Here is a 21,439-nt window from a genome sequence, read left to right on the forward strand (position 1 = left end):
CGGGGCCGGGCTAGCCGTCTTAGCTCGCCCTCGCAAGCCCTGAGAGCACCGCTTCGATTTCTTGCAGGACTGCCGGATCGTCCACCGTAGAGGGAGGCGTGTACGCTTGTCCATCGGCGATCTTGCGCAGTACCGCCCGCAGAATCTTGCCTGACCGGGTCTTGGGCAGACGCTTGACCAGCCGGACCTGATTGAAGCAGGCCAATGCGCCAATCTCCTCACGTACGCTGGCCACAAGATCGACGAGCAACTGCGACTCCACAATGCCGGCGCCGTCCTTGAGCACCACCAACGCGAGTGGCACCTGCCCTTTGATGTCATCGTGAACGCCGATCACTGCGCACTCGGCGACAGCAGAATGACGCGCGACCAGATCCTCCATCTCGCCGGTGGAAAGACGATGCCCGGAAACATTGATCACATCATCTGTGCGACCCATGATGTAGACGAACCCGTCCTCATCCAGATAACCGCCGTCACCTGTGTGGTAGTAGCCGGGGTACGTACTTAAGTAAGCCTGGACATAGCGCGGGTGATCGCCCCACAACGTCTGGCTGCAGCCTGGCGGCAACGGCAGTGCGATGACGATCGCGCCCTGGTGATTGGGCCCGACCAGATGGCCGTCGTCATCGAGCACCTGCACATGGTACCCGGGCACCGCGCGATTGCTCGACCCTGCTCTTGCCGCGCTACCCTCGAGCCCCACGCAGGGCGCAGTCACCGGCCAGCCGGTCTCGGTCTGCCACCAATGATCATGCACCGGCTTGCCGCTTACCCGCTCCAGCCATTGATGGGTACTGGAATCGAGTTTTTCGCCTGCCAGGAACAACTGGCGCAACGAACTCAGGTCATGCTTGCGTAGCAGTTCGGCGTCAGGGTCCTCCTTCCGGATGGCACGCATGGCCGTGGGCGCACAGAACAGCGCATTGACCTTGTACTGCTCAACCACCCGCCAGTAGGCAGAAGCATCCGGTGTGCGGATGGGCTTGCCTTCGTAAAATACACTCGTGCAGCCGCACATCAGCGGCCCGTACACGATCAAGGAGTGCCCCACCACCCAGCCCACGTCGGAGATGCCCCACCAGACATCGCCTGGCTGCATGCCGTAGACGGTGCGCATGGCATAGTGCAGCGCTACGGCATTGCCGCCATTCTCGCGAACGATGCCTTTAGGTTTGCCGGTGGTACCTGAGGTGTACATGATGTACAGCGGGTCTGCCGCACCCAGTTCAACAGGCGCCACTGGCTGCGCATCGGTTACGGACTGAGCCCAATCCAGGTCTCGCCCTGCCTGCAATGGCGCTTGCGCCTGGGGCCGCTGCCAGACCAATACGTTGCGCGGGCGGTGGCGGGCCAGCGCCAGGGCGCGATCAACCAATGGCTTGTACTCGATGACCCGCTCGAACTCCAGCCCACAGGAAGCGGTCAGCAGCAACACCGGGCGCGCGTCATCGATGCGCAACGCCAGTTCATTGGCCGCAAACCCGCCGAATACCACCGAGTGAACAGCACCAATGCGCGCGCAGGCCAACATGGCCATGGCGGCCTGGGGCACCATCGGCATGTAGATGATGACGCCATCGCCTTTTTGCACCCCCAGCTGGCGCAGCAAGCCGGCCAGCCGCGCGACCTCTTCGCGAAGCTGAAGGTAAGAGAATGACTGCTGTGTGCCGGTCACCGGGGAATCGTAAATCAGCGCCAACTGATCCCCCCGACCCTGCTCGATCTGATGATCCAGAGCCAGGTAGCAACTGTTCAAGCTTGCGTCAGGGAACCACTGGTGAGTGCCATCGGCATTGTTCTCGAGGACTACGGTGGGTTCGCGGTACCAAGTTACCGAGCGCGCCTGCTCTGCCCAGAAGGCGGCGGGGTCGGCAATGGATTGGGCGTAACTGTGCTGATAGCTCATGGTGAGTTGACCCGATGTTGTTGTTCTTGAAGGGCGAACGCTGAGTATGGATGCCCTGTACCCAGACGCCAGACGCGATATGGCCTAACCGACCTGCATTTTTGCAACGTGGGCAAAAGTCGTTCAATGCGGCGACGAACTCACTAGAATAGCGACCAGTTTTTTACGGTGAGCACCTCAATGGACATCGATCAGGCCCGCACTTTTCTGGAAGTCGTGCGCAGCGGCAGCCTAGTGGCGGCTGCGGAGCGCCTGTACGTATCGCAGACAGCGGTCACCGCCAGGTTGCAGCGCCTCGAGCAGCAACTGGGCTGCACCCTGTTCATAAGAAGCCGAAGTGGCGCCCGCCTGACCAGCCACGGTGAAGCCTTCGTCGGGTATGCCAACCAGCTGGTGCAGACCTGGGAGGCGGCACGACGCGACTTGCCCTTGCCGCCTGGCTACCAGCAGGTACTGCACCTTGGGGGCGAGGTGAGCCTTGGTAACCCGATGATGCTTGACTGGGTCACGGCGCTGTATCAGGAGCTGCCTGGCCAGAGCATCCACAGCGAAGTGAGCGACGGCGAGTCGTTGCTGCGCAAGGTGGAGATGGGCGTGCTGGACGCTGCTCTGGTGTACCAGCCGATCTACGGGCCAGGCTTGCAGGTCGAGCAGCTGATGGAAGAAAAGCTGGTGCGAATCCGGCGGGTCGAACGGCCGGAGCCGTACATCTATATCGACTGGGGTGAGGCCTTCCGCCGGCAACATGACGCCGCCCTGCCCGACTGCGCCCGTGCGGCGCTGCGTTTCAACCTGGGCCCGCTTGCCTTGCAGTTCATCCTCGACAAGGGCGGTAGCGGCTATTTTCGCACGCGGGTGGTGCAGGCTTATCTGGACAGTGGCGTCTTCGAGCGCGTACCGCAGGCGCCGGAATTCACCTATCCCACCTTTCTGGTCTACGCCCGCGAGCGTGACAGCGAAGCGTTGCAACAGGCCCTGGGCATCCTGCGCCGGCTTATCGCAGCCGAGGCCAGCGACTGGTCACAACGCTGGGACCCGACGCTCTGAGGCATTGGCGCTGCTGAGCAACTGGCGCTTGAGCCCGGCGATCAGGTCAGTCTGGGTGACCACCCCTACCAACACATCACCGTCGAGCACCGGCAGGCAGTGCAGCCCCTGCTCGCACAGCAGCGGCAACAGGCGCTCCAGCGGGTGCTGGCTGCTGACACTCACGACCCGGCGGCTCATCACCTGCGCCATGCGCACGGGCTTGCGCCCGAACAGGCCCCGCCAGCTCAAACGCGCCTGCTGCATGGCCGGGCCTACCAGGTCGCTCAGGCTGACGATCCCCACCAAGGCGCCGTCCTGCAGCACCGGCAGGGTCTTGACATGGTGGCTGTCGAGCAGCTTCCAGGCCTGCTGCAAGGTGGTCTCGGGGCTGACGAACTGCACGTCCTTCGACATCACCGACGCCGCCGTTATGCCACCGAGACTGCGCTGCAGCGCGTGCTGCTCGGTGGCGAGAATGATGCGCTCCAGCTCGTCGCGTGTGACGTCGACAAACTCGCCCAACTCTTCCAGCGCCTGATCCAGGTCCTCACCGCGGATGCCGACGCGCTCACTGGGCAGCGGATCGTGGGTGTGGTGCAAATCCTTACGCGGTGCAGGGCCTTTCGGGTAGCGCACCCCGGTCAAGCGGTTATAGAGGGTAGCCACCGCAACAAGAATCAGCGCGTTGAGCAGCACTGGCTCAAGCAGATGGTCACCCAAGGCGGTCAGCCCGGGGTCGGCCAGAACCGCACTGACCGCCACTCCCCCACCGGGTGGATGCAGGCAGCGCAGCAAGCACATCACCAGGATGGACAGACACAGGGCAGCGGCGGCGACCCCAAGCCCTGGACCAAAACCGTCTCGCATTGCCAAGCCAACGATCGCGGCCAGGGTATAGCTGCCAAGCACTGGCCAAGGCTGTGCAAGGGGACCTGAATGAACGGCGAACACCAGCACCGCGGAGGCCGCTAACGGCCCGAGCAGGTGCAAGGCGATATCCGGGCCATACGCCAGGCTCGTCAGCCAGCCTGCGAGAAACAGGCCGACCAATGCGCCGATACCGGCGCGCAGCCATTGGGTGGGGGGGATGTTCAGGGACGGCGGTAATAACCACTGCAAAAGACGGTCGGTACGCGAGGCAGGCATGTCGTTTCGGGTTCTGTAGGTCTGGACGGAAGAAGAAACGTAGGCCTTGGCCCATCGGCCAGTGAAGGCTACATGCAGCGATTCTGCCGAGCGACGTCCATTTGGGCTAATTCAAAAAAATGTGGCAGTGATGCATTTTTTTTGCAGTACAGCCGTTCGCCAGCGGCAACGGGGCCGACCTGTGTGACGCCGCGCTGGTCACAGGCTCCGGCGCGGCAACTGGATATCCACACGCAATCCACCCATCGGACTCTCAAGCAGTTGCAGTTTCCCGCCCCAAGCCTGGACGATGTCACGCACGATGCCCAACCCCAGACCGTGTCCATCGACTTCTTCGTCAAGCCGAGAACCCCGTTCAAGCACTTGCACACGCTGCTGGTGAGGGATACCAGGGCCGTCGTCGTCAACCCACAGCTGATAGTGTTCCTCGGTGGCTGCGATGCCCAAGTGCACCTCGCTGTCCGCCCATTTGCAGGCGTTGTCCAGCAGGTTACCCAGCAGTTCCAGCATGTCTTCGCGATCCCAGGGCAGCAGCAGGCCAGGTGGCACGGCGTGGCTCAGCAGCAGGCCCTCGCCATGGATCATGCCCAAGGTGCTCAGCAACCCCGGCAACTCGTCATCACAGGCAAATTGCGCACCCGGCAACGCATCGCCTGCCAGGCGTGCGCGGTTGAGCTCACGGGCCAGGCGCTGCTCGATCTGCTGCAACTGCTCGCGCATCTGTGCACGGACCTCAGGCAAGCCCTGCAGGCGCTCGCTGGATGCCAGGCTAAGCAGCACCGCCAGGGGCGTTTTCAGGGCGTGGCCCAGGTTACCCAGTGCATTGCGCGAGCGTCGCAGACTGTCTTCGGTATAGCTGAGCAAATGGTTGATCTGCCCAACCAGCGGCACCAGCTCACTGGGCACTTGGGCATCGAGCTGGGAGCGTTGCCCCTGCTGCAACTGGGCGATTTGCTGGCGCGCCCGCTCCAGCGGGCGCAGCGAGCGGGTGACGGTCATGCGCTGAAGGACCAGCACCAGGGCCAGCGCGACCAGGCCCATGCCCAGCCCAATTTGCTGAAGGCGCCGGAAGCCTTGTCGCACAGGTGAGTAATCTTGGGCGACACTGATGGATATGTCCTGCCCCAGGCGCCGGTAATCGGCACGCAGCGTCAGTAACTCCTGCCCTTCTGGCCCAAGCTCGTGCCGGTCCGACAGACCAGGGGCCGACGGTTTGGGCAGGTTCATGTCCCACAGGGAGCGTGAACGCCACGTGCCCTGGGCAAAGTCGATGCGAAAGTAATAGCCGGAAAACGGTCGCTGATAGGCAGCCGAGATGCGTTGCTCGTCGAGCTGCATGCCCGCAGGCCCGCGCACCAGCGCCACCAACAGGTTCTCGCTTTCATTGCGCAGGCCGTTTTCCAGGTAACGTTGCAACCCGGCTTCGAACAGCCACAGCGTCAGTTGCGCCAGTACCACCCCTACTACCACCAACACAGCCACCAGGCCCAGGCTGAGCCGCGCCTGGATCGACTTCACGCAGCGCTCCCGGCATACAGGTAGCCCTGGCCGCGTCGTGTCTCGATCACCGTACGGCCAAGTTTGCGGCGCAAGTGGTTGACGTGAACCTCGAGCACGTTGGAGTCGCGCTCGGTCTCGCCGTCGTAGAGGTGCTCAGCCAGGTGGCTTTTGGACAGGATCTGCTGGGGGTGCAGCATGAAGTAGCGCAACAGGCGAAATTCTGCGGCCGTAAGCTGGATATCGACGCCCTCGCGGCTTACGCATTGACGACGTTCGTCCAGATGCAAGCCGGCAGCCTCGAGCTTTGGCTGGTTGGCAAGTCCACGCGCGCGGCGCAGCAGCGCCTGGATGCGTAACTGCAATTCTTCGGGGTGAAAGGGTTTGCTGAGGTAATCGTCGGCGCCGGCCTTCAGGCCTTCGATGCGCTCGGCCCAGGAGCCACGCGCCGTCAGAATCAGCACAGGCGTCAACAGCCCGCCTGCACGCCACTGAGCCAGGACTTCGAGGCCAGGCAACCCTGGCAGACCAAGGTCCAGGATGATCAGGTCATAAGGCTCGCACTGGCCCTGATAGACCGCATCTCGGCCATCGGCCAGCCAATCGACGGCGTACCCCTGACGCTGCAGCGCAGTGGTAAGTTCGTCGGCCAGCGGGACATTATCCTCGACAAGCAACAGGCGCATTCAGTCATCTTCCTCGTCTTTGAGCAGGGCACCGGTGGCAGCATCGAGCTTGACCTCCCGTACTACGCCGTCCACCGTCAGCAACTCGACCTCGTACTCATAGCGGTCGTCGTCTTCTTCAAGCTCTGCCTCCAGCAAACGCGCCCCTGGGTGACGGGCCATGGCCGTTTCCAGCAAGTGTTCGAGCGGTAGAATCACGCCCTTCTGGCGCAAAGCCAGTGCCTCATCCTGGTCCAGGTCCCGGGCAGCGGCCAGCGAGCACGCTGCCAGCAGAGCGAGGGCCAGGTAGCGCGCTGCCCGTGGAGGTGGGTTCATCAGTTGTCTCGCTCATCCTTCAGCAGTTCACCGGTCTTGGCATCGAAAGCCACGTCCCACTCCACATTCTGGGTATCGCGCAGTTCGACCTTGTACACGTAGCGGCCGTATTCGTCTTCAAGTTCCGAGTCCGTGACGGTGGAACCCGGGTGCTTGGCAATGGCGGCCGCCTTGAGTTCGTCCAGGGACTTGATGGTCTTGGTGTTGACCAGTTTGACCACTTCGTCAGGCTGCACATCCTTGGCGAATGCAGCATTGGCACCCAGCGACAGGGCAGCGGCGGTGAACAGTGCAGTCAAGGTTTTCATCGTTCGTTTCTCCATAATGCTGTACACGTTGTCTACGCAATCAACATTAACCAGCAGTCCTTAACTCAACCTGAAAACAGCTGGCCGCATGATAGCGTAGCCGGCAGGTCAACAGGGCACGTCTCGAACGGCTGCATCACTCTATAATGCGGCGCCCGTCGCCGCAGAGGTCCGCCATGAGCGCTATACACGTCAAGTACCCCGCCCTTACCCTGAAGGCTGGCCAACGCGCCTTGCGCCAAATCAGAGAGCGCGGGCTGCAGGCTGCCGACGTCGGCGTGCTCCCGGGCGCAGCAGGTGGGCCAAAACCGCTGGGCATTCAGGGCCTGGACTTGGCGCTGTTCGGTCAGTTCCTGCCATCGGCCCCTCGCCCGCGCGCACTGATTGGCGCATCGATTGGCGCCTGGCGCTTCGCAAGCGCCTGCCTTGACGACCCGGTTGCCGGGCTGCGGCGGCTGGGAATGCTCTACACCGAGCAGGATTTTGCAAAAGGCGTTACCCCAGCCCAGATAACACGCAGTTGCCAGCGCATGCTCGACGAGCTGTTGCAGGGGCGCGACGGCCAGGTGCTGGCGAGCCCGGCGTACCGGTTGAATATCCTGGTCGTCAAAAGCCATGGCCAGCTCGCTCACGATCATCGCGGCCGACTGGGTATGGGCCTTGGCTCGGTGATCGCCAGTAACCTGTTGGGCAGATCCCGCCTGGCCCGACATTTCGAGCGGGTCATTCTGCACGACAGCCGCAGCCTGCCACCGCTTGATACCCTGACGGATTTCCCGACGCGCTGCCTGCCGCTGGACCTGGCAAACCTGCGCCATGCCCTGCTTGCCTCGGGATCGATCCCCATGGTCATGGAGGGGGTACGGGACATCCCAGGGGCCGGGACCGGCATGTACCGCGATGGCGGGCTGCTGGACTATCACCTGGATCTGCCCTACGGCGGCGATGACCTGGTGGTTTACCCGCACTTCACTGACAAAGTCGTCCCTGGCTGGTTCGACAAGGCCCTGCCGTGGCGCAAGGGCGATGCCAGGCGCCTGCAGAACGTACTGCTGCTGGCGCCCTCGCCGGCCTACCTGGCAACCCTGCCCCATGGGAAGCTGCCCGACCGAAACGACTTCAAGCGCTTCATGGGCGACGCACCGGCGCGCCAGCGCTACTGGTACAAGGCCATCGATGAAAGCCAACGCCTGGGCGACGAGTTTCTAGAATTGGTCGCCACCGGGCGGCTGCATGAACGACTGCAAGCCTTGTGAGAGGCATGCTGGTAAACTGCGCGCATTACTGATTCAGACAGAGTTTGACTGCGTGGAAATCTTTAAAGAATTTACGTTCGAATCCGCCCACCGCCTTCCCCATGTGCCCGAAGGCCATAAATGCGGGCGTTTGCATGGGCACTCGTTCAAGGTCGGCCTTCATCTGACGGGTCCGCTTGACCCGCATACCGGCTGGATTCGCGACTTCGCCGAGATCAAGGCCGTGTTCAAGCCCATTTACGAGCAGCTCGATCATAACTATCTGAACGACATTCCCGGCCTGGAAAACCCCACCAGCGAAGTCATCGCCAAATGGATCTGGGATCAGGTCAAACCGTTGCTGCCAGAGCTGTCCAAGGTGCGTATTCACGAGACGTGCACCAGTGGCTGCGAATACAGCGGCGACTAAGCCCAAAGGCAGGCTCTTAACGCGCTGACGCCTCCGTCCACGGCGCCTTGCCCAGCCTGGTCCGGCGGCGCAGTTGCACCGCTGCAGACCTGCGCGTGGCAACGTGCCACCGGATCAGCACCGGGCCGCGGTCTCGAGCACTTGAAGCATTAGCGAGCCCTGCTGCCCCTGGACGCCTGCGATCAACCGACGGCGTTGATGGGGCAAGTGCAACGTCACAGGTCCGCTATTCACTTGCTGCAACTGCGCATTGTGGACAGATGCCCCTTCTTCCAGGGTGGTGGGATCGAGCCCCTGGAGCTTCCAGAGAAAGTCTGGGAGGGCTCGCCTGCTGGTCCAGCGCTTGGCCAGGCTTGTCGTCCAACCGCGCTGTTCTTTAAGGGTAGAATCAAGCCGTCTGCCGTGACTGTCGAGCGGCCACAGCTCATAGACATGGCTTTCTCCATTGCCGTAGGCGGCAAAACAGAGGCGGTCGCATGCCATGCGGAATTCGCCGATGCGCCAGCGATCCTCGAAATAATCGCTCGTCTCAACGGCCAACCCGGCCCTCGGAGACCATTCGCTGCCTTCGTCGAACCTTGCCGTGACCAAGCCTTGTTCCGTTGATTCACCTTCAGGCCGCCACCAAGCACGTCCAATAAAACTGTATTGAGGCTTGAATGCGTACCGGACACCAGCACTTGCCAGTCCTGCTCCCCACGCCCACTCGCGGGCCTGATGCGCATAGTCGAGGATCTCTAGCGCTATCCGGCCAGGTTGGCCGCTGACCGTATCGATCAACGATACACCGTCTTTTTCACAGCGCCTTACGCTACGCCCTTGAGCATTTTTCAAAATCAGGTTGCACAGTCGTGCACCGCGCTTGATGCCTGCATAGTCCATTGCTTCGACGGACCATAGATGGGTGGGATTGGCAAGACGCGACTGCCCGGCGCTCGGCTCATTCGCGCTTGACCGCCGCATAGCCCGACAATGAGGAGGGATTGTTGTAAAGGACTCGGTTCAGCGGTCGCCAGTCTCTGTCATAAGGCCGGATCTCGTAGGAGCCTTGCCCCATCCTCCCCTGAAGCGGCAATGTATTCACCGAACCAGAACAGCTCGCCATACTGATGACCATCCTTGGTATAGTCCTCTGGCGCCAGTCGCAGTGGCCCTTGCCCCTCAGGCTCGGCCCGCCAGTAGTTGTACCAATGATCGTTGTGGATACTTGCTACGTCGACGTGAAGCCACATTGGGGCGAGCTTGTCCTGGCAGTCCCACCATCGATCCGGGTGAATCAGCTCTTCGGTCAACTGCCATCAGCAGCGGGCAAGAAACGAGAGTTCAGGGTGATGAATGTAGTCGGTCATGCTGGCTCACTCTTGAGTCGGAATGTGAGCCTAACGCTAAGCAACGCCGGCCGCGCATTGCAGAAGGAAGCGCTCTACATCAAGCCGGTCGAATCGATCAACACGTGTTGACCTAACTCGCCCTGACCGTAGTGGTTATTCCAACGGCCTGGGATGAGGAGGCACAGGGCGACCGACCACCTCCAGACTGAGTGCACCTCGTCGCCCCTGGTGGGTGGCGAGGTAAGAGCGACCAAACTGCTTGTAACGCCTGACTGCTGCCCCGGCAGGGTCAAACAACAGTAGATTGCTTTTACGCTGCCCAACCTTCAGATGCCGGGGATCAAGGCCATCAATGCCCCAGAGCGGCGCGTTCTCCGTTCCTGCCGCCTGGGGACTACCGGACATACCTATAAAGCCGAAGTCTTTGGCCATGACATACTCAAGCCTGGGCCACAGATCAACGGTGGACTCGAAATAGGCCGGCCTGATCTCGTAACTGTACAGATCGCGAACATGGTACACCCCAAACCACAGGACAGGGCACAAGATGCCAACGCCCCTGAAAGGCGGGCTGGGAGACGGTTCCAATGCGCCTTCAGGCTCTGTCCGCATCCAGCCATCATCACCGTCACCACTTTCGAAACCCACCCACAGCGGGGCCAGATGCTGCACGGCCGCGTGCCAAGCACCCTCTGCAATGCGGGCCCCGTCTATCTGCCACCAGCAACGTGCGTGAAAGCACAGATCGGGTTTGAAGGTATAGCTGTCCATCGAGATGCTCCATTAGATCGTCGGAAGCACCACGCTAGAGGCCAGCCAAGCAGCGAAATAGAGGGAAAGGTGACTACTCCAACGCGCTGTTGAGAAACGATGGCGCGATGTAGCGCTGGTAATGCGCCTCTGACAACAGAAAGAACTCACGATCAATTGCATCGCGCAGTTGTGGCAGTTCCCAGTCGCGGAACTCGGGCAGCAATGCCATGCCGTAGGCCTCCAGGTCCCGAATCATGCGCGCGCCCCTGGCGATGAGCTGGTAGGCCCAGCAGTACTCGGACTGCTGCTCGACATACCGTATGGCACGTTGTTCAAGTTGCTGGCGCAACAAGCCTTTGTCGAACACCTCGAGCTTGGCCATCATCACCTGAACCAGCAGTTGCTCCAGGCGTAACCAGACCGCGCGTTTTTGCGCATCGTCATAGCCATTCCAGTGGATGACCTCATGGTGGAAGCGCTTGCACCCTCGGCATACCGTGTCTCCGTAAACCGTGGAACACAGGCCGACGCAGGGCGTTTTGATGGACTTGTTGGACATGAAATACAACGGCTTGAAGGTGGAGTACGCGGCCATGTTAGCCCTTTGTCTAACCAGGGTCACCCGTTAAAGTCATCATCGCCGCCTTACCTTCCAGCGTTTTTTACCGTAGAATCATCCGGCCTTTTCGAAGGCAACAATGTCCGTTGGAAGCTGTTTTCAAAGCGTCACGAGCACAGTTGATCCGGCAGAACGACGTTGGTCCGGGCCTGCATCCCCGCAGGCCCTAGCCAGCCCTCATCAGATGCTCGTTCTGCAGGCGTAAAACTTTGAAAGCAGCTTCCGCAAGGATTCCTTGCGACCCTGGCCAGGCGGCCCAAGAAGCTATGACGGCGCATGGGTGCAAGGAATGCTGGATGAGCGTCCCGGACCCCTTAAAGGGGCCACTGATGAGGGAAATAACTGTGCTTGAAGCCTACCGCAAACACATCGAAGAGCGCGCCGCTCTGGGTATCGTGCCCCAGCCGCTGAACGCCGAACAAACTGCAGGCCTGGTCGAGTTGCTGAAAAACCCGCCGGCCGGCGAAGAAGCCTTCCTCGTAGACCTGCTCACCAACCGCGTACCGCCTGGAGTCGATGAGGCCGCCTATGTCAAGGCAGCCTTCCTTTCGGCCGTCGCCAAGGGCGAAGCCACCTCGCCGCTGATCGATCGCAAGCACGCCACCGAACTGCTGGGCACCATGCAGGGCGGCTACAACATCGAGACGCTGGTCGCGCTGCTGGATGACGCCGAGCTGGGCGCCGTCGCGGCCGAGCAGCTCAAGCACACCCTGCTGATGTTCGATGCCTTCCACGACGTGGCTGAAAAAGCCAAGGCCGGCAATGCTCATGCCAAGGCCGTGCTGGAATCCTGGGCTGCCGGCGAGTGGTTCACCTCGCGCCCGGCCATCGCCGACAAATACACCCTGACCGTGTTCAAGGTGCCTGGCGAAACCAACACCGATGACCTGTCCCCTGCCCCGGATGCCTGGTCGCGCCCTGACATCCCGCTGCACGCCCTGGCCATGCTGAAAATGGCCCGCGACGGTATCGAGCCGCAGCAGCCGGGCTCAGTAGGCCCGCTGGCTCAGATCGAAGCGGTCAGGGCCAAGGGCTTCCCGGTCGCCTACGTGGGTGACGTGGTGGGTACCGGTTCTTCGCGCAAATCCGCCACCAACTCGGTGCTGTGGTTCTTCGGCGACGATATCCCGTACGTGCCCAACAAGCGTGCCGGCGGTTTTTGCTTCGGCACCAAGATCGCCCCGATCTTCTACAACACCATGGAAGACGCCGGCGCCCTGCCGATCGAGTTCGATTGCACCGACCTGGCCATGGGCGACGTGATCGACGTCTACCCGTTCAAAGGTGAAGTACGCCGTCACGAAAGCAATGAGCTGGTCACCACATTCGCGCTCAAGACCGAAGTGCTGCTCGACGAAGTGCGTGCTGGTGGCCGTATCCCACTGATCGTCGGCCGTGGCCTGACCGAAAAAGCCCGTGCCGAGCTTGGCCAGGGCCCATCGGACCTGTTCAAGAAGCCAGAGCAGCCTGCCGACACCGGCAAAGGGTTCACCCTGGCGCAGAAGATGGTCGGCCGCGCGTGTGGCCTGCCGGAAGGCCAAGGCGTACGTCCAGGCGCCTATTGCGAGCCGAAGATGACCACCGTGGGTTCCCAGGACACCACTGGCCCCATGACCCGTGACGAGCTCAAGGACCTGGCCTGCCTGGGCTTCTCCGCTGACCTCGTGATGCAGTCGTTCTGCCACACTGCGGCCTATCCGAAGCCCATCGACGTTACCACCCACCACACCCTGCCAGACTTCATCCGCACCCGTGGCGGCGTGTCGTTGCGCCCAGGGGACGGCATCATCCACAGCTGGCTGAACCGCATGCTGATGCCCGATACCGTGGGTACCGGTGGCGACTCGCACACCCGCTTCCCGATCGGCATTTCCTTCCCTGCAGGCTCCGGCCTGGTAGCCTTCGCGGCCGCCACCGGCGTGATGCCACTGGACATGCCAGAGTCGATCCTGGTGCGCTTCAAAGGCAAGCTGCAACCTGGTATCACCCTGCGTGACCTGGTGCATGCCATCCCTTACTACGCCATCCAGCAGGGCCTGCTGACCGTCGAGAAGAAGGGCAAGAAAAACGCCTTCTCCGGTCGCATCCTTGAAATCGAAGGCCTGGACGAGCTGACCGTCGAGCAGGCCTTCGAGCTCTCGGACGCTTCGGCTGAACGCTCCGCCGCCGGTTGCACCATCAAGCTGCCGGAAAAAGCCATTGCCGAGTACCTCAAGTCCAACATCACCCTGCTGCGTTGGATGATCGGCGAGGGCTACGGTGATGCACGCACCCTGGAGCGTCGCGCCCAGGCCATGGAAGCCTGGCTGGCCAACCCAGAACTGCTGTCGGCCGACGCCGATGCCGAATACGCCGAAATCATCGAAATCGACCTGGCCGACGTCAAGGAGCCTGTGCTCTGCGCCCCGAACGACCCGGACGATGCTCGCCTGCTGTCCTCGGTACAGGGTGAGAAGATCGACGAAGTGTTCATCGGTTCGTGCATGACCAACATTGGTCACTTCCGCGCCGCTGGCAAGCTGCTGGAAAAGGTCAAGGGTGGTATTCCGACCCGTCTGTGGCTGGCTCCGCCGACCAAGATGGATGCTCATCAGCTGACCGAAGAAGGCTACTACGGCATCTACGGCAAAGCCGGTGCGCGGATGGAAATGCCAGGCTGCTCCCTGTGCATGGGTAACCAGGCGCGGGTGCAGACCGGTTCGACCGTGGTGTCGACCTCGACCCGTAACTTCCCGAACCGCCTGGGCGACGCCACCAACGTGTACCTGGCATCGGCCGAGCTGGCTGCGGTGGCTTCGATCATCGGCAAGTTGCCGACCGTCGAAGAGTACATGCAGTACGCCAAGGACATCGACAGCATGTCTGCCGACGTCTACCGCTACCTGAGCTTCGACCAGATTGCCGAGTTCCGCGAAGCGGCCGCTAACGCCAAGATTCCAGTGGTCCAGGCGTAAGCCAGACAGCCATCCACTGGCTCCATGAAAAAAGCCCCGGCAGTGATGCCGGGGCTTTTTTTTCATTCAGAACAGTCAGGCACCGACTAAATCACGCCCAGACGCCTTCTTGAACGTGACGGGCCGGCGATGGCGAGCACGCCTGTCAGAAACTATCGCCAGGAACGCGTACCCAGCCCTCCATCAACACACGCGCGCTGCGACTCATGATCGCCTTGGTCACCGACCACTGCCCATCGATCAGGCACGCCTGCGCACCTACCCGCAAGGTGCCCGATGGATGCCCGAAGCGTACAGCGCTGCGCTCACCGCCGCCTGCAGCAAGGTTCACCAGTGTCCCCGGGATGGCCGCAGCCGTACCGATCGCGACGGCGGCAGTGCCCATCATCGCGTGATGCAGCTTGCCCATGGACAAGGCACGCACCAGCAAGTCGATATCTTCTGCCCCCACCTGCTTGCCACTTGAAGCGAGATAAGCCTGTGCCGGCGCCACGAATGCCACCTTGGGGGTATGCTGGCGTGCGGCAGCCTGCCCTACATGTTCGATCAGCCCCATGCGCAGCGCACCATGGGCCCGTATCGCCTCGAACCGCTCAAGGGCAGCCGGATCCCCATTGATGGCATCCTGCAACTCCATGCCGCTGTAACCAAGATCGGCTGCATTGAGAAACACCGTTGGGATACCGGCATTGATCAACGTCGCCTTGAAGGTGCCAACCCCCGGCACTGCAAGCTCGTCGATCAGGTTGCCGGTAGGGAACATCGTCCCACCTTCCCCATCATCGTCGGCTGCCGGATCAAGAAACTCCAGCTGCACTTCGGCGGCAGGGAACGTGACGCCATCGAGCTCAAAGTCGCCGGTCTCCTGCACCTGACCGTCGCTCATCGGCACATGCGCTACGATGGTCTTGCCGATGTTGGCCTGCCAGATACGCACCGTGGCGACACCGGTGGCGGGTACCTGCGTGGGTTCTATCAGGCCACTGCCGATGGCGAACGCACCCACTGCTGCGGAAAGGTTGCCGCAGTTGCCGCTCCAGTCTACGAAAGGCTTGTCGATACTGACCTGGCCGAACAGGTAGTCCACATCATGATCAGGGCGCTTGCTGGCGGACAGGATCACGACCTTGCTGGTGCTGGACGTCGCCCCGCCCATGCCGTCGATCTGCTTGCCATAGGGGTCGGGGCTGCCGATTACCCGCAGCAGCAAGGCATCGCGTGCCGGGCCGGGCGTTTGCGCCTGCGCCGGGAGGTCCTGCAAGCGGAAGAACACGCCTTTGCTGGTGCCGCCACGCATGTAAGTAGCCGGAATCTTGATTTGAGGTGCATGTGCCATGGATTGAAGCCTCTTGGATGGCCCGGTGGTCCGAGCCAGTGCGGGCGACTGGGGGCCGCAAGGCGGCCACGTTGCGTTAAACGGTCGCTTCGAGGAAGTCCTGGGCAAAGCGTTGCAACACCCCGCCCGCTTCGTAGATCGACACCTCTTCGGCTGTATCCAGACGACAGGTCACCGGCACGTCAAAACGCTCTCCTGTGCGACGGGTCACCGCCAGGGTCAGGGTAGCGCGGGGAGTACGGATGCCTATCACGTCATAGGTTTCGCTGCCGTCCAGGCCCAGTACCTTACGGTCGGTACCCGGCATGAATTCGAGGGGCAAGACGCCCATGCCCACCAGGTTCGTGCGGTGGATGCGCTCGAACCCCTCGGCGACGATGGCCTCCACGCCCGCCAGACGCACCCCTTTGGCAGCCCAGTCGCGTGAAGAGCCCTGACCGTAATCGGCACCGGCCACGATGATCAGCGGCTGCTTGCGCTGCATGTAGGTTTCGATCGCTTCCCACATGCGCATGACCCGGCCTTCGGGTTCAAGGCGTGCCAGCGAACCCTGCCTTACGCTGCCATCTTCATTGCGCACCATCTCGTTGAACAGCTTGGGGTTGGCGAAAGTGGCGCGCTGAGCCGTGAGGTGATCCCCACGGTGGGTGGCATAGGAGTTGAAGTCTTCTTCAGGCAAGCCCATTTTGGCCAGGTACTCCCCCGCCGCGCTGTCTAGCATGATGGCATTGGAGGGCGACAGGTGATCGGTGGTGATGTTGTCCGGCAGCAACGCCAGCGGGCGCATGCCACGCAAGGTGCGTTCTCCCGCCAGGGCGCCTTCCCAGTAGGGCGGGCGACGGATGTAGGTGCTCATGGGGCGCCAGTCGTACAGCGGCGCTACCTTGGGCCCACGGTCTTGCTCGACGGCGAACATGGGGATGTAGACCTTTCGGAACTGTTCGGGCTTGACCGCAGCGCGGACCATCGCATCGATTTCTTCATCGCTGGGCCAGATGTCCTTGAGGCGAATTTCACGGCCATCCGATGCCACGCCCAGCACATCTTTCTCGATATCGAAACGGATCGTACCCGCGATGGCATAGGCCACAACCAAAGGCGGGGACGCCAGAAATGCCTGTTTGGCATACGGGTGAATACGGCCATCGAAGTTTCGGTTACCCGACAACACCGCGGTGGTATACAGGTCCCGATCGATGATTTCCTGCTGGATGGCCGGATCGAGGGCGCCGGACATGCCGTTGCAGGTGGTGCAGGCGAAGGCGACGATGCCGAAGCCCAACGCTTGGAGCTCCGCCTCCAGGCCTGCCTCTTCCAGGTACAGCTGCACTGCCCTGGATCCAGGGGCGAGGGATGACTTGACCCAAGGCTTGCGCGTCAGCCCCAGCCTATTGGCATTGCGCGCCAGCAACCCGGCAGCGATCACGTTGCGCGGGTTGCTGGTGTTGGTGCAACTGGTGATGGCTGCAATGATCACCGCCCCGTCCGGCATCTGACCGGGTACCTGCTCCCAGGCACCTGCGATCCCCATGGCGGCCAGCTCGCTGGTGGCCACCCGGGCATGGGGGTTTGAGGGGCCCGCCATGGTGCGCACCACGCTGGCCAGATCGAAGTCCAGCGTGCGCTCGTAGACCACCTCGGTAAAGCTGTCAGCCCACAGACCCGCGGTCTTGGCGTAGGTCTCTACCAGTGCGACCTGCTGTTCCTCGCGGCCTGTCAGGCGCAGGTAGTCGATGGTTTGTTGATCGATGGCGAACATGGCCGCGGTGGCGCCATATTCAGGGGCCATGTTGGAGATGGTGGCGCGGTCGCCGAGCGTCAGGGCACGGGCGCCTTCCCCATGGAATTCCAGGTAGGCGCCGACCACCTTCTGCTTGCGCAAAAATTCGGTCAGGGCCAATACCAGGTCGGTTGCCGTCAGGTTGGGCGCCAGTTTACCAGTGAGCTGGACGCCGACGATTTCCGGCAGGCGCATCCAGGAGGCGCGCCCGAGCATGACGTTCTCGGCCTCAAGCCCGCCCACGCCGATGGCGATGACGCCCAAGGCGTCCACATGCGGGGTGTGGCTGTCGGTGCCGACACAGGTGTCCGGGTAGGCCACGCCGTCCTCACTGTGTATCACGGGCGACATCTTCTCCAGGTTGATCTGGTGCATGATGCCGTTGCCAGGCGGGATGACATCGACGTTCTTGAACGCTTTCTTGGTCCAGTTGATGAAATGGAAACGGTCTTCGTTGCGGCGATCCTCGATGGCCCTGTTGCGTTCGAACGCCTGGGGGTCATAGCCGCCACACTCGACGGCCAGTGAGTGATCGACGATTAGCTGCACTGGCACCACCGGGTTGACCTGGGCAGGGTCACCGCCCTTGTCGGCGATGGCATCGCGCAAGCCGGCCAGGTCGACCAGCGCGGTCTGACCCAGGATGTCATGGCAGACGACCCGGGCCGGATACCAGGGGAAATCGAGGTCGCGCTTGCGCTCTATCAGCTGGGCCAACGACGCCTGGAGCGTGCCAGGGCTGCAGCGGCGCACCAGGTTCTCGGCCAGCACACGCGAGGTGTAGGGCAAGCCCTGGTAGGCGCCGGGCTTGATGGCCTCGACGGCAGCACGGGCGTCGAAGTAATCCAGGTCAGTGCCTGGCAAGGCTTTGCGGTAGGCAGTATTCATATCGTTATCAGGCTCGGTCACGGATGGCGTTCAAGGGTGCGCGTGCGGGCAGACATGCTGGGCCACCCCGCGAGGCCAACAAAGTCTGCGCGGGGTGGGCGACCATCAGCGCTGCTCGATCGGTACGAACTGACGCTGTTCGACGCCGATGTATTCGGCACTCGGACGGATGATGCGATTGTTCTCACGCTGCTCGAACACGTGCGCTGCCCAGCCGGTAAGCCGCGAGCAGACGAAGATCGGGGTGAACAGCTTGGTCGGTATGCCCATGAAGTGATACGCCGAGGCATGGTAGAAATCGGCGTTGGGGAATAAGCGCTTTTGCTCCCACATGGTCTTGTCGATGGCTTCGGACACCGGGTACAGCACCGTGTCGCCCACCTCATCGGCAAGGCGCTTGGACCACCCTTTGATCACCTCGTTACGCGGGTCGGACTCTTTGTAGATGGCATGGCCAAAGCCCATGATCTTGTCTTTGCGCTCGAGCATGTGCAGCAACTCGGTCGTCGCTTGTTGCGGGCTCTGGAAGCGCTCGATCAGCTCCATGGCCGCCTCGTTGGCGCCGCCGTGCAGCGGGCCGCGCAGCGAACCGATGGCGGCGGTGACGCAGGAGTACAGGTCGGACAAGGTCGAGGCGCACACGCGGGCGGTGAAGGTGGAGGCGTTGAACTCGTGCTCGGCATAGAGAATGAGCGATACGTTCATCACCTTCACATGCAGCTCACTGGGCTGCTTGCCATGGAGTAACTGCAGGTAGTGGCCGCCCAAGGTGTCCTGGTCACTGACACAGTCGATGCGCACGCCGTGATGGCTGAAGCGGTACCAGTAACACATGATCGCTGGGAAGACGGCCAGGAGCCGGTCGGTCTTGTCGCGCTGGGCATCGAAGGTGAGCTCGGGCTCCAGGGTTCCGAGCACGGAGCAGCCCGTGCGCATCACGTCCATCGGGTGAGCGTCGCGCGGGATGCGCTCCAGTACTTCTTTCAACGCCTGGGGCAGGTCGCGCAGGCCCTTGAGCTTGTGCTTGTAGTCGGCAAGCTCGGCCTGGCAGGGCAGCTCGCCATACAACAACAGGTAAGCCACCTCCTCGAATTCGGCGTGGGCAGCCAGGTCGCGGACGTCATACCCGCGATAGGTCAGCCCTGCGCCGGCCTGACCTACCGTCGACAGGGCCGTCTGACCGGCAACCTGACCGCGTAGGCCTGCGCCGCTGAGTACTTTTGCTTCGGCCATGGTGCTTCTCCTTTCTTGAACTTGTTATGGAATGCAGGCTGGCTAACCCTTATCTACCCCTGAACCAGGGCGCTGCAGCGCGCGCAGTGGGCAGGTCAGCCTTTTTTCTGGGCAAACAATGCATCGAGACTTTGCTCGAAAGCGTGATAGCCAATGGCGTCGTAAAGCTCCATGCGTGTCTGCATGGTATCGATCACGTTCTTCTGCGTGCCATCACGGCGCAGGGCGGCGTAGACGTTCTCGGCAGCCTTGTTCATGGCGCGGAACGCCGACAGTGGATACAGCACCAGCGACACATCGACCGAGCCCAGCTCTTCGGTGGTGTACAAAGGCGTGGCACCGAACTCGGTGATGTTAGCCAGGATGGGGGCCTTGACCCGGTCGGCGAACGTCTTGTACATCGCAAGTTCGGTGATGGCTTCGGGGAAGATCATGTCCGCGCCGGCCTCGACACAGGCGGCCGCCCGATCCAGCGCCGCATTGAGCCCCTCGACCGCCAGCGCATCGGTACGGGCCATGATCACGAAGCTGTCATCAAGGCGGGCATCGACCGCCGCCTTGATGCGATCGACCATCTCCTGCTGGGTGACGATTTCCTTGTTCGGACGGTGGCCACAACGCTTGGCGCCCACCTGATCCTCGATATGAATGGCCGCGGCGCCGAACTTGCTCATGGCGCGCACGGTGCGGGCAACGTTGAAGGCCGAGGCACCGAACCCGGTGTCCACGTCCACCAGCAGTGGCAGGTCGCACACATCAGTGATGCGCCTGACATCGGTCAGCACGTCGTCCAGGCCACTGATGCCCAGGTCAGGTAAACCCAGGGAGCCTGCTGCCACACCGCCGCCGGACAGGTAGATGGCCTTGAAACCGGCACGCTTGGCCAGCAAGGCGTGGTTGGCATTGATGGTGCCGACCACTTGCAGCGGGCGCTCGGCGGCCACTGCGTCGCGAAAACGTTGGCCTGGGGTACTCTGGACGGTCATTGTTCACCTCGTGTGCTGTGGGTGTGGTCGCCTTGGTAATGGCGCTCGATGTTGCGTTTGGACGCAGCGATGTGACGACGCATCAACAGCTCGGCCAACTCGCCGTCACCCTCGGCGATGGCGTCCAGGATGCGGTGGTGCTCGGCGAAGGCCTGACGCGGCCGATTGGGTGTGGCCGAGAACTGGATACGGTACATGCGCACCAGTTGGTACAGCTCTCCACAGAGCATCTTGACCAAGGTCTGGTTGCCGCTGCCCTGGATGATGCGATAGTGAAAATCGTAGTCACCTTCCTGCTGGTAGTAGCCCACGCCCGCCTGGAAGGCAGCATCGCGCTCATGGGTTTCCAGCACCTGGCGCAGCTCGTCGATGTCGGCTCGGCCCATGCGCTGGGCCGCCAGGCGGCAGGCCATGCCTTCGAGCGACTCGCGGATTTCATAGAGCTCGATGAGTTCGGCGTGACTCAGTGAAACCACCCGTGCGCCCACATGGGGCACACGAACCAGCAGGCGCTGGCCCTCGAGGCGGTGAATGGCTTCACGCAGCGGGCCTCGGCTGATGCCATAGGTGCGGGCAAGCTCCGGCTCGGAAATCTTGCTCCCCGGGGCTATGTCCCCCCGTACAATGGCCGCCTGAATCCGCCTGAAGACATGCTCGGACAGGGTTTCCGATTCCTCGTTGCCAGTCGGGTTACCCGTTGAGAGCGCCTGCATATTGTTGACACCTTTTACAAAACTTGGCGTTAAATCTAACGCCAGGTCTCGTAATAGTCAAAGCCCTAGACAACATTGTCAACAATGCACTCAACAAGAAACTACCCTCTGATCCAACTGTCAGATCGCGCACCGCTGGCGTCAATACGTCGGCGTGATAGAATGCCGCGCCTTCGATGGAGTATGGATAGCCCGTCTGCCCCGCCCGCATGGTGCCGGCAGATCAACGAGGAAGCTTGTGCAGCCGTTGCCAGTCGCCTTACCCCGAACTTTGCACAATACCGCGCCAGG

General features: G+C 62.0%; 18 protein-coding genes. 4 read left to right on the forward strand and 14 right to left on the reverse strand.

What is annotated here, in order from left to right:
• Positions 1 to 19: 19 nt before the first annotated feature.
• Entirely contained in the window at positions 20 to 1,909 is a 1,890-nt protein-coding gene (locus B2J77_RS12635; protein ID WP_078478780.1) for a propionyl-CoA synthetase, read from the reverse strand.
• A 180-nt stretch (positions 1,910 to 2,089) separates the two neighbouring features.
• On the opposite strand from B2J77_RS12635, the gene B2J77_RS12640 reads away from it, so the two are divergent.
• Positions 2,090 to 2,956, forward strand: a complete 867-nt coding sequence (locus tag B2J77_RS12640; RefSeq protein WP_078478781.1) for a LysR family transcriptional regulator — start codon at positions 2,090 to 2,092, stop codon at positions 2,954 to 2,956.
• Here the strand turns inward: B2J77_RS12640 and B2J77_RS12645 are convergent.
• The 5 genes from B2J77_RS12645 to B2J77_RS12665 all read right to left on the reverse strand — a co-directional run bounded on the left by B2J77_RS12645 (position 2,930) and on the right by B2J77_RS12665 (position 6,890).
• Positions 2,930 to 4,084 (reverse strand): HPP family protein, encoded by a 1,155-nt coding sequence (locus B2J77_RS12645; RefSeq protein WP_058637379.1) that lies wholly within the window; start codon positions 4,082 to 4,084, stop codon positions 2,930 to 2,932. The two genes, B2J77_RS12640 and B2J77_RS12645, sit on opposite strands and share 27 nt — an antisense overlap.
• Before the next feature lie 198 nt (positions 4,085 to 4,282).
• On the reverse strand, positions 4,283 to 5,602 hold the full coding sequence (locus B2J77_RS12650; protein ID WP_078478782.1) for a sensor histidine kinase: 1,320 nt from the start codon (positions 5,600 to 5,602) through the stop codon (positions 4,283 to 4,285).
• Positions 5,599 to 6,267 carry a response regulator transcription factor gene (locus tag B2J77_RS12655; RefSeq protein ID WP_058637381.1) on the reverse strand — a complete coding sequence of 223 codons (669 nt, stop codon included), beginning with the start codon at positions 6,265 to 6,267 and terminating at the stop codon, positions 5,599 to 5,601. Before B2J77_RS12655 ends, B2J77_RS12650 begins: the two co-directional genes overlap by 4 nt.
• Complete coding sequence (locus tag B2J77_RS12660) at positions 6,268 to 6,582, reverse strand: PepSY domain-containing protein (RefSeq protein ID WP_058603824.1); 315 nt, start codon at positions 6,580 to 6,582, stop codon at positions 6,268 to 6,270.
• Entirely contained in the window at positions 6,582 to 6,890 is a 309-nt protein-coding gene (locus B2J77_RS12665) for a PepSY domain-containing protein (RefSeq protein WP_058637382.1), read from the reverse strand. Before B2J77_RS12665 ends, B2J77_RS12660 begins: the two co-directional genes overlap by 1 nt.
• Positions 6,891 to 7,066: 176 nt before the next feature.
• Here B2J77_RS12665 and B2J77_RS12670 point away from each other — a divergent pair, with 176 nt between their 5' ends.
• The gene (locus B2J77_RS12670; protein WP_078478783.1) at positions 7,067 to 8,146 is read left to right on the forward strand and encodes a patatin-like phospholipase family protein; all 1,080 of its coding nucleotides are present in this window, start codon (positions 7,067 to 7,069) and stop codon (positions 8,144 to 8,146) included.
• 52 nt (positions 8,147 to 8,198) lie between these two features.
• Positions 8,199 to 8,555: a 6-carboxytetrahydropterin synthase QueD gene (gene queD, locus B2J77_RS12675; RefSeq protein ID WP_033695042.1), complete on the forward strand. Its 357-nt coding sequence runs from the start codon at positions 8,199 to 8,201 to the stop codon at positions 8,553 to 8,555.
• Between the two features lie 114 nt (positions 8,556 to 8,669).
• Here queD and B2J77_RS21360 read toward each other — a convergent pair whose 3' ends face one another.
• From B2J77_RS21360 to B2J77_RS12695, 3 genes are all read right to left on the reverse strand, one after another.
• Positions 8,670 to 9,437 (reverse strand): hypothetical protein, encoded by a 768-nt coding sequence (locus B2J77_RS21360; RefSeq protein ID WP_145255338.1) that lies wholly within the window; start codon positions 9,435 to 9,437, stop codon positions 8,670 to 8,672.
• 602 nt (positions 9,438 to 10,039) lie between these two features.
• Complete coding sequence (locus tag B2J77_RS12690; RefSeq protein WP_058637386.1) at positions 10,040 to 10,657, reverse strand: hypothetical protein; 618 nt, start codon at positions 10,655 to 10,657, stop codon at positions 10,040 to 10,042.
• A 73-nt stretch (positions 10,658 to 10,730) separates the two neighbouring features.
• Positions 10,731 to 11,198: a DUF1289 domain-containing protein gene (locus tag B2J77_RS12695; protein ID WP_100852605.1), complete on the reverse strand. Its 468-nt coding sequence runs from the start codon at positions 11,196 to 11,198 to the stop codon at positions 10,731 to 10,733.
• 404 nt (positions 11,199 to 11,602) lie between these two features.
• Between B2J77_RS12695 and acnB the strand changes: the two genes are divergently transcribed.
• Positions 11,603 to 14,212, forward strand: coding sequence for a bifunctional aconitate hydratase 2/2-methylisocitrate dehydratase (gene acnB / locus B2J77_RS12700; protein ID WP_058637387.1), 2,610 nt, complete (start codon positions 11,603 to 11,605; stop codon positions 14,210 to 14,212).
• Positions 14,213 to 14,357: 145 nt separating this feature from the next.
• Here the strand turns inward: acnB and prpF are convergent, their stop codons facing one another.
• From prpF to B2J77_RS12725, 5 genes are all read right to left on the reverse strand, one after another.
• Positions 14,358 to 15,548: a 2-methylaconitate cis-trans isomerase PrpF gene (gene prpF / locus B2J77_RS12705; protein WP_058603817.1), complete on the reverse strand. Its 1,191-nt coding sequence runs from the start codon at positions 15,546 to 15,548 to the stop codon at positions 14,358 to 14,360.
• Positions 15,549 to 15,624: 76 nt separating this feature from the next.
• Positions 15,625 to 18,216, reverse strand: a complete 2,592-nt coding sequence (gene acnD, locus B2J77_RS12710) for a Fe/S-dependent 2-methylisocitrate dehydratase AcnD (RefSeq protein ID WP_078478785.1) — start codon at positions 18,214 to 18,216, stop codon at positions 15,625 to 15,627.
• Positions 18,217 to 18,321: 105 nt separating this feature from the next.
• Positions 18,322 to 19,449, reverse strand: a complete 1,128-nt coding sequence (gene prpC / locus B2J77_RS12715; RefSeq protein ID WP_078478786.1) for a 2-methylcitrate synthase — start codon at positions 19,447 to 19,449, stop codon at positions 18,322 to 18,324.
• Positions 19,450 to 19,544: 95 nt separating this feature from the next.
• The gene (gene prpB, locus B2J77_RS12720) at positions 19,545 to 20,435 is read right to left on the reverse strand and encodes a methylisocitrate lyase (RefSeq protein WP_058637390.1); all 891 of its coding nucleotides are present in this window, start codon (positions 20,433 to 20,435) and stop codon (positions 19,545 to 19,547) included.
• Positions 20,432 to 21,148, reverse strand: coding sequence for a GntR family transcriptional regulator (locus B2J77_RS12725; protein ID WP_058637391.1), 717 nt, complete (start codon positions 21,146 to 21,148; stop codon positions 20,432 to 20,434). The genes prpB and B2J77_RS12725 overlap by 4 nt, the downstream gene beginning before the upstream one ends.
• Between the last annotated feature and the right edge of the window lie 291 nt (positions 21,149 to 21,439).

It is taken from the genome of Pseudomonas parafulva, from assembly GCF_002021815.1.
Classification (GTDB): domain Bacteria; phylum Pseudomonadota; class Gammaproteobacteria; order Pseudomonadales; family Pseudomonadaceae; genus Aquipseudomonas; species Aquipseudomonas parafulva_B.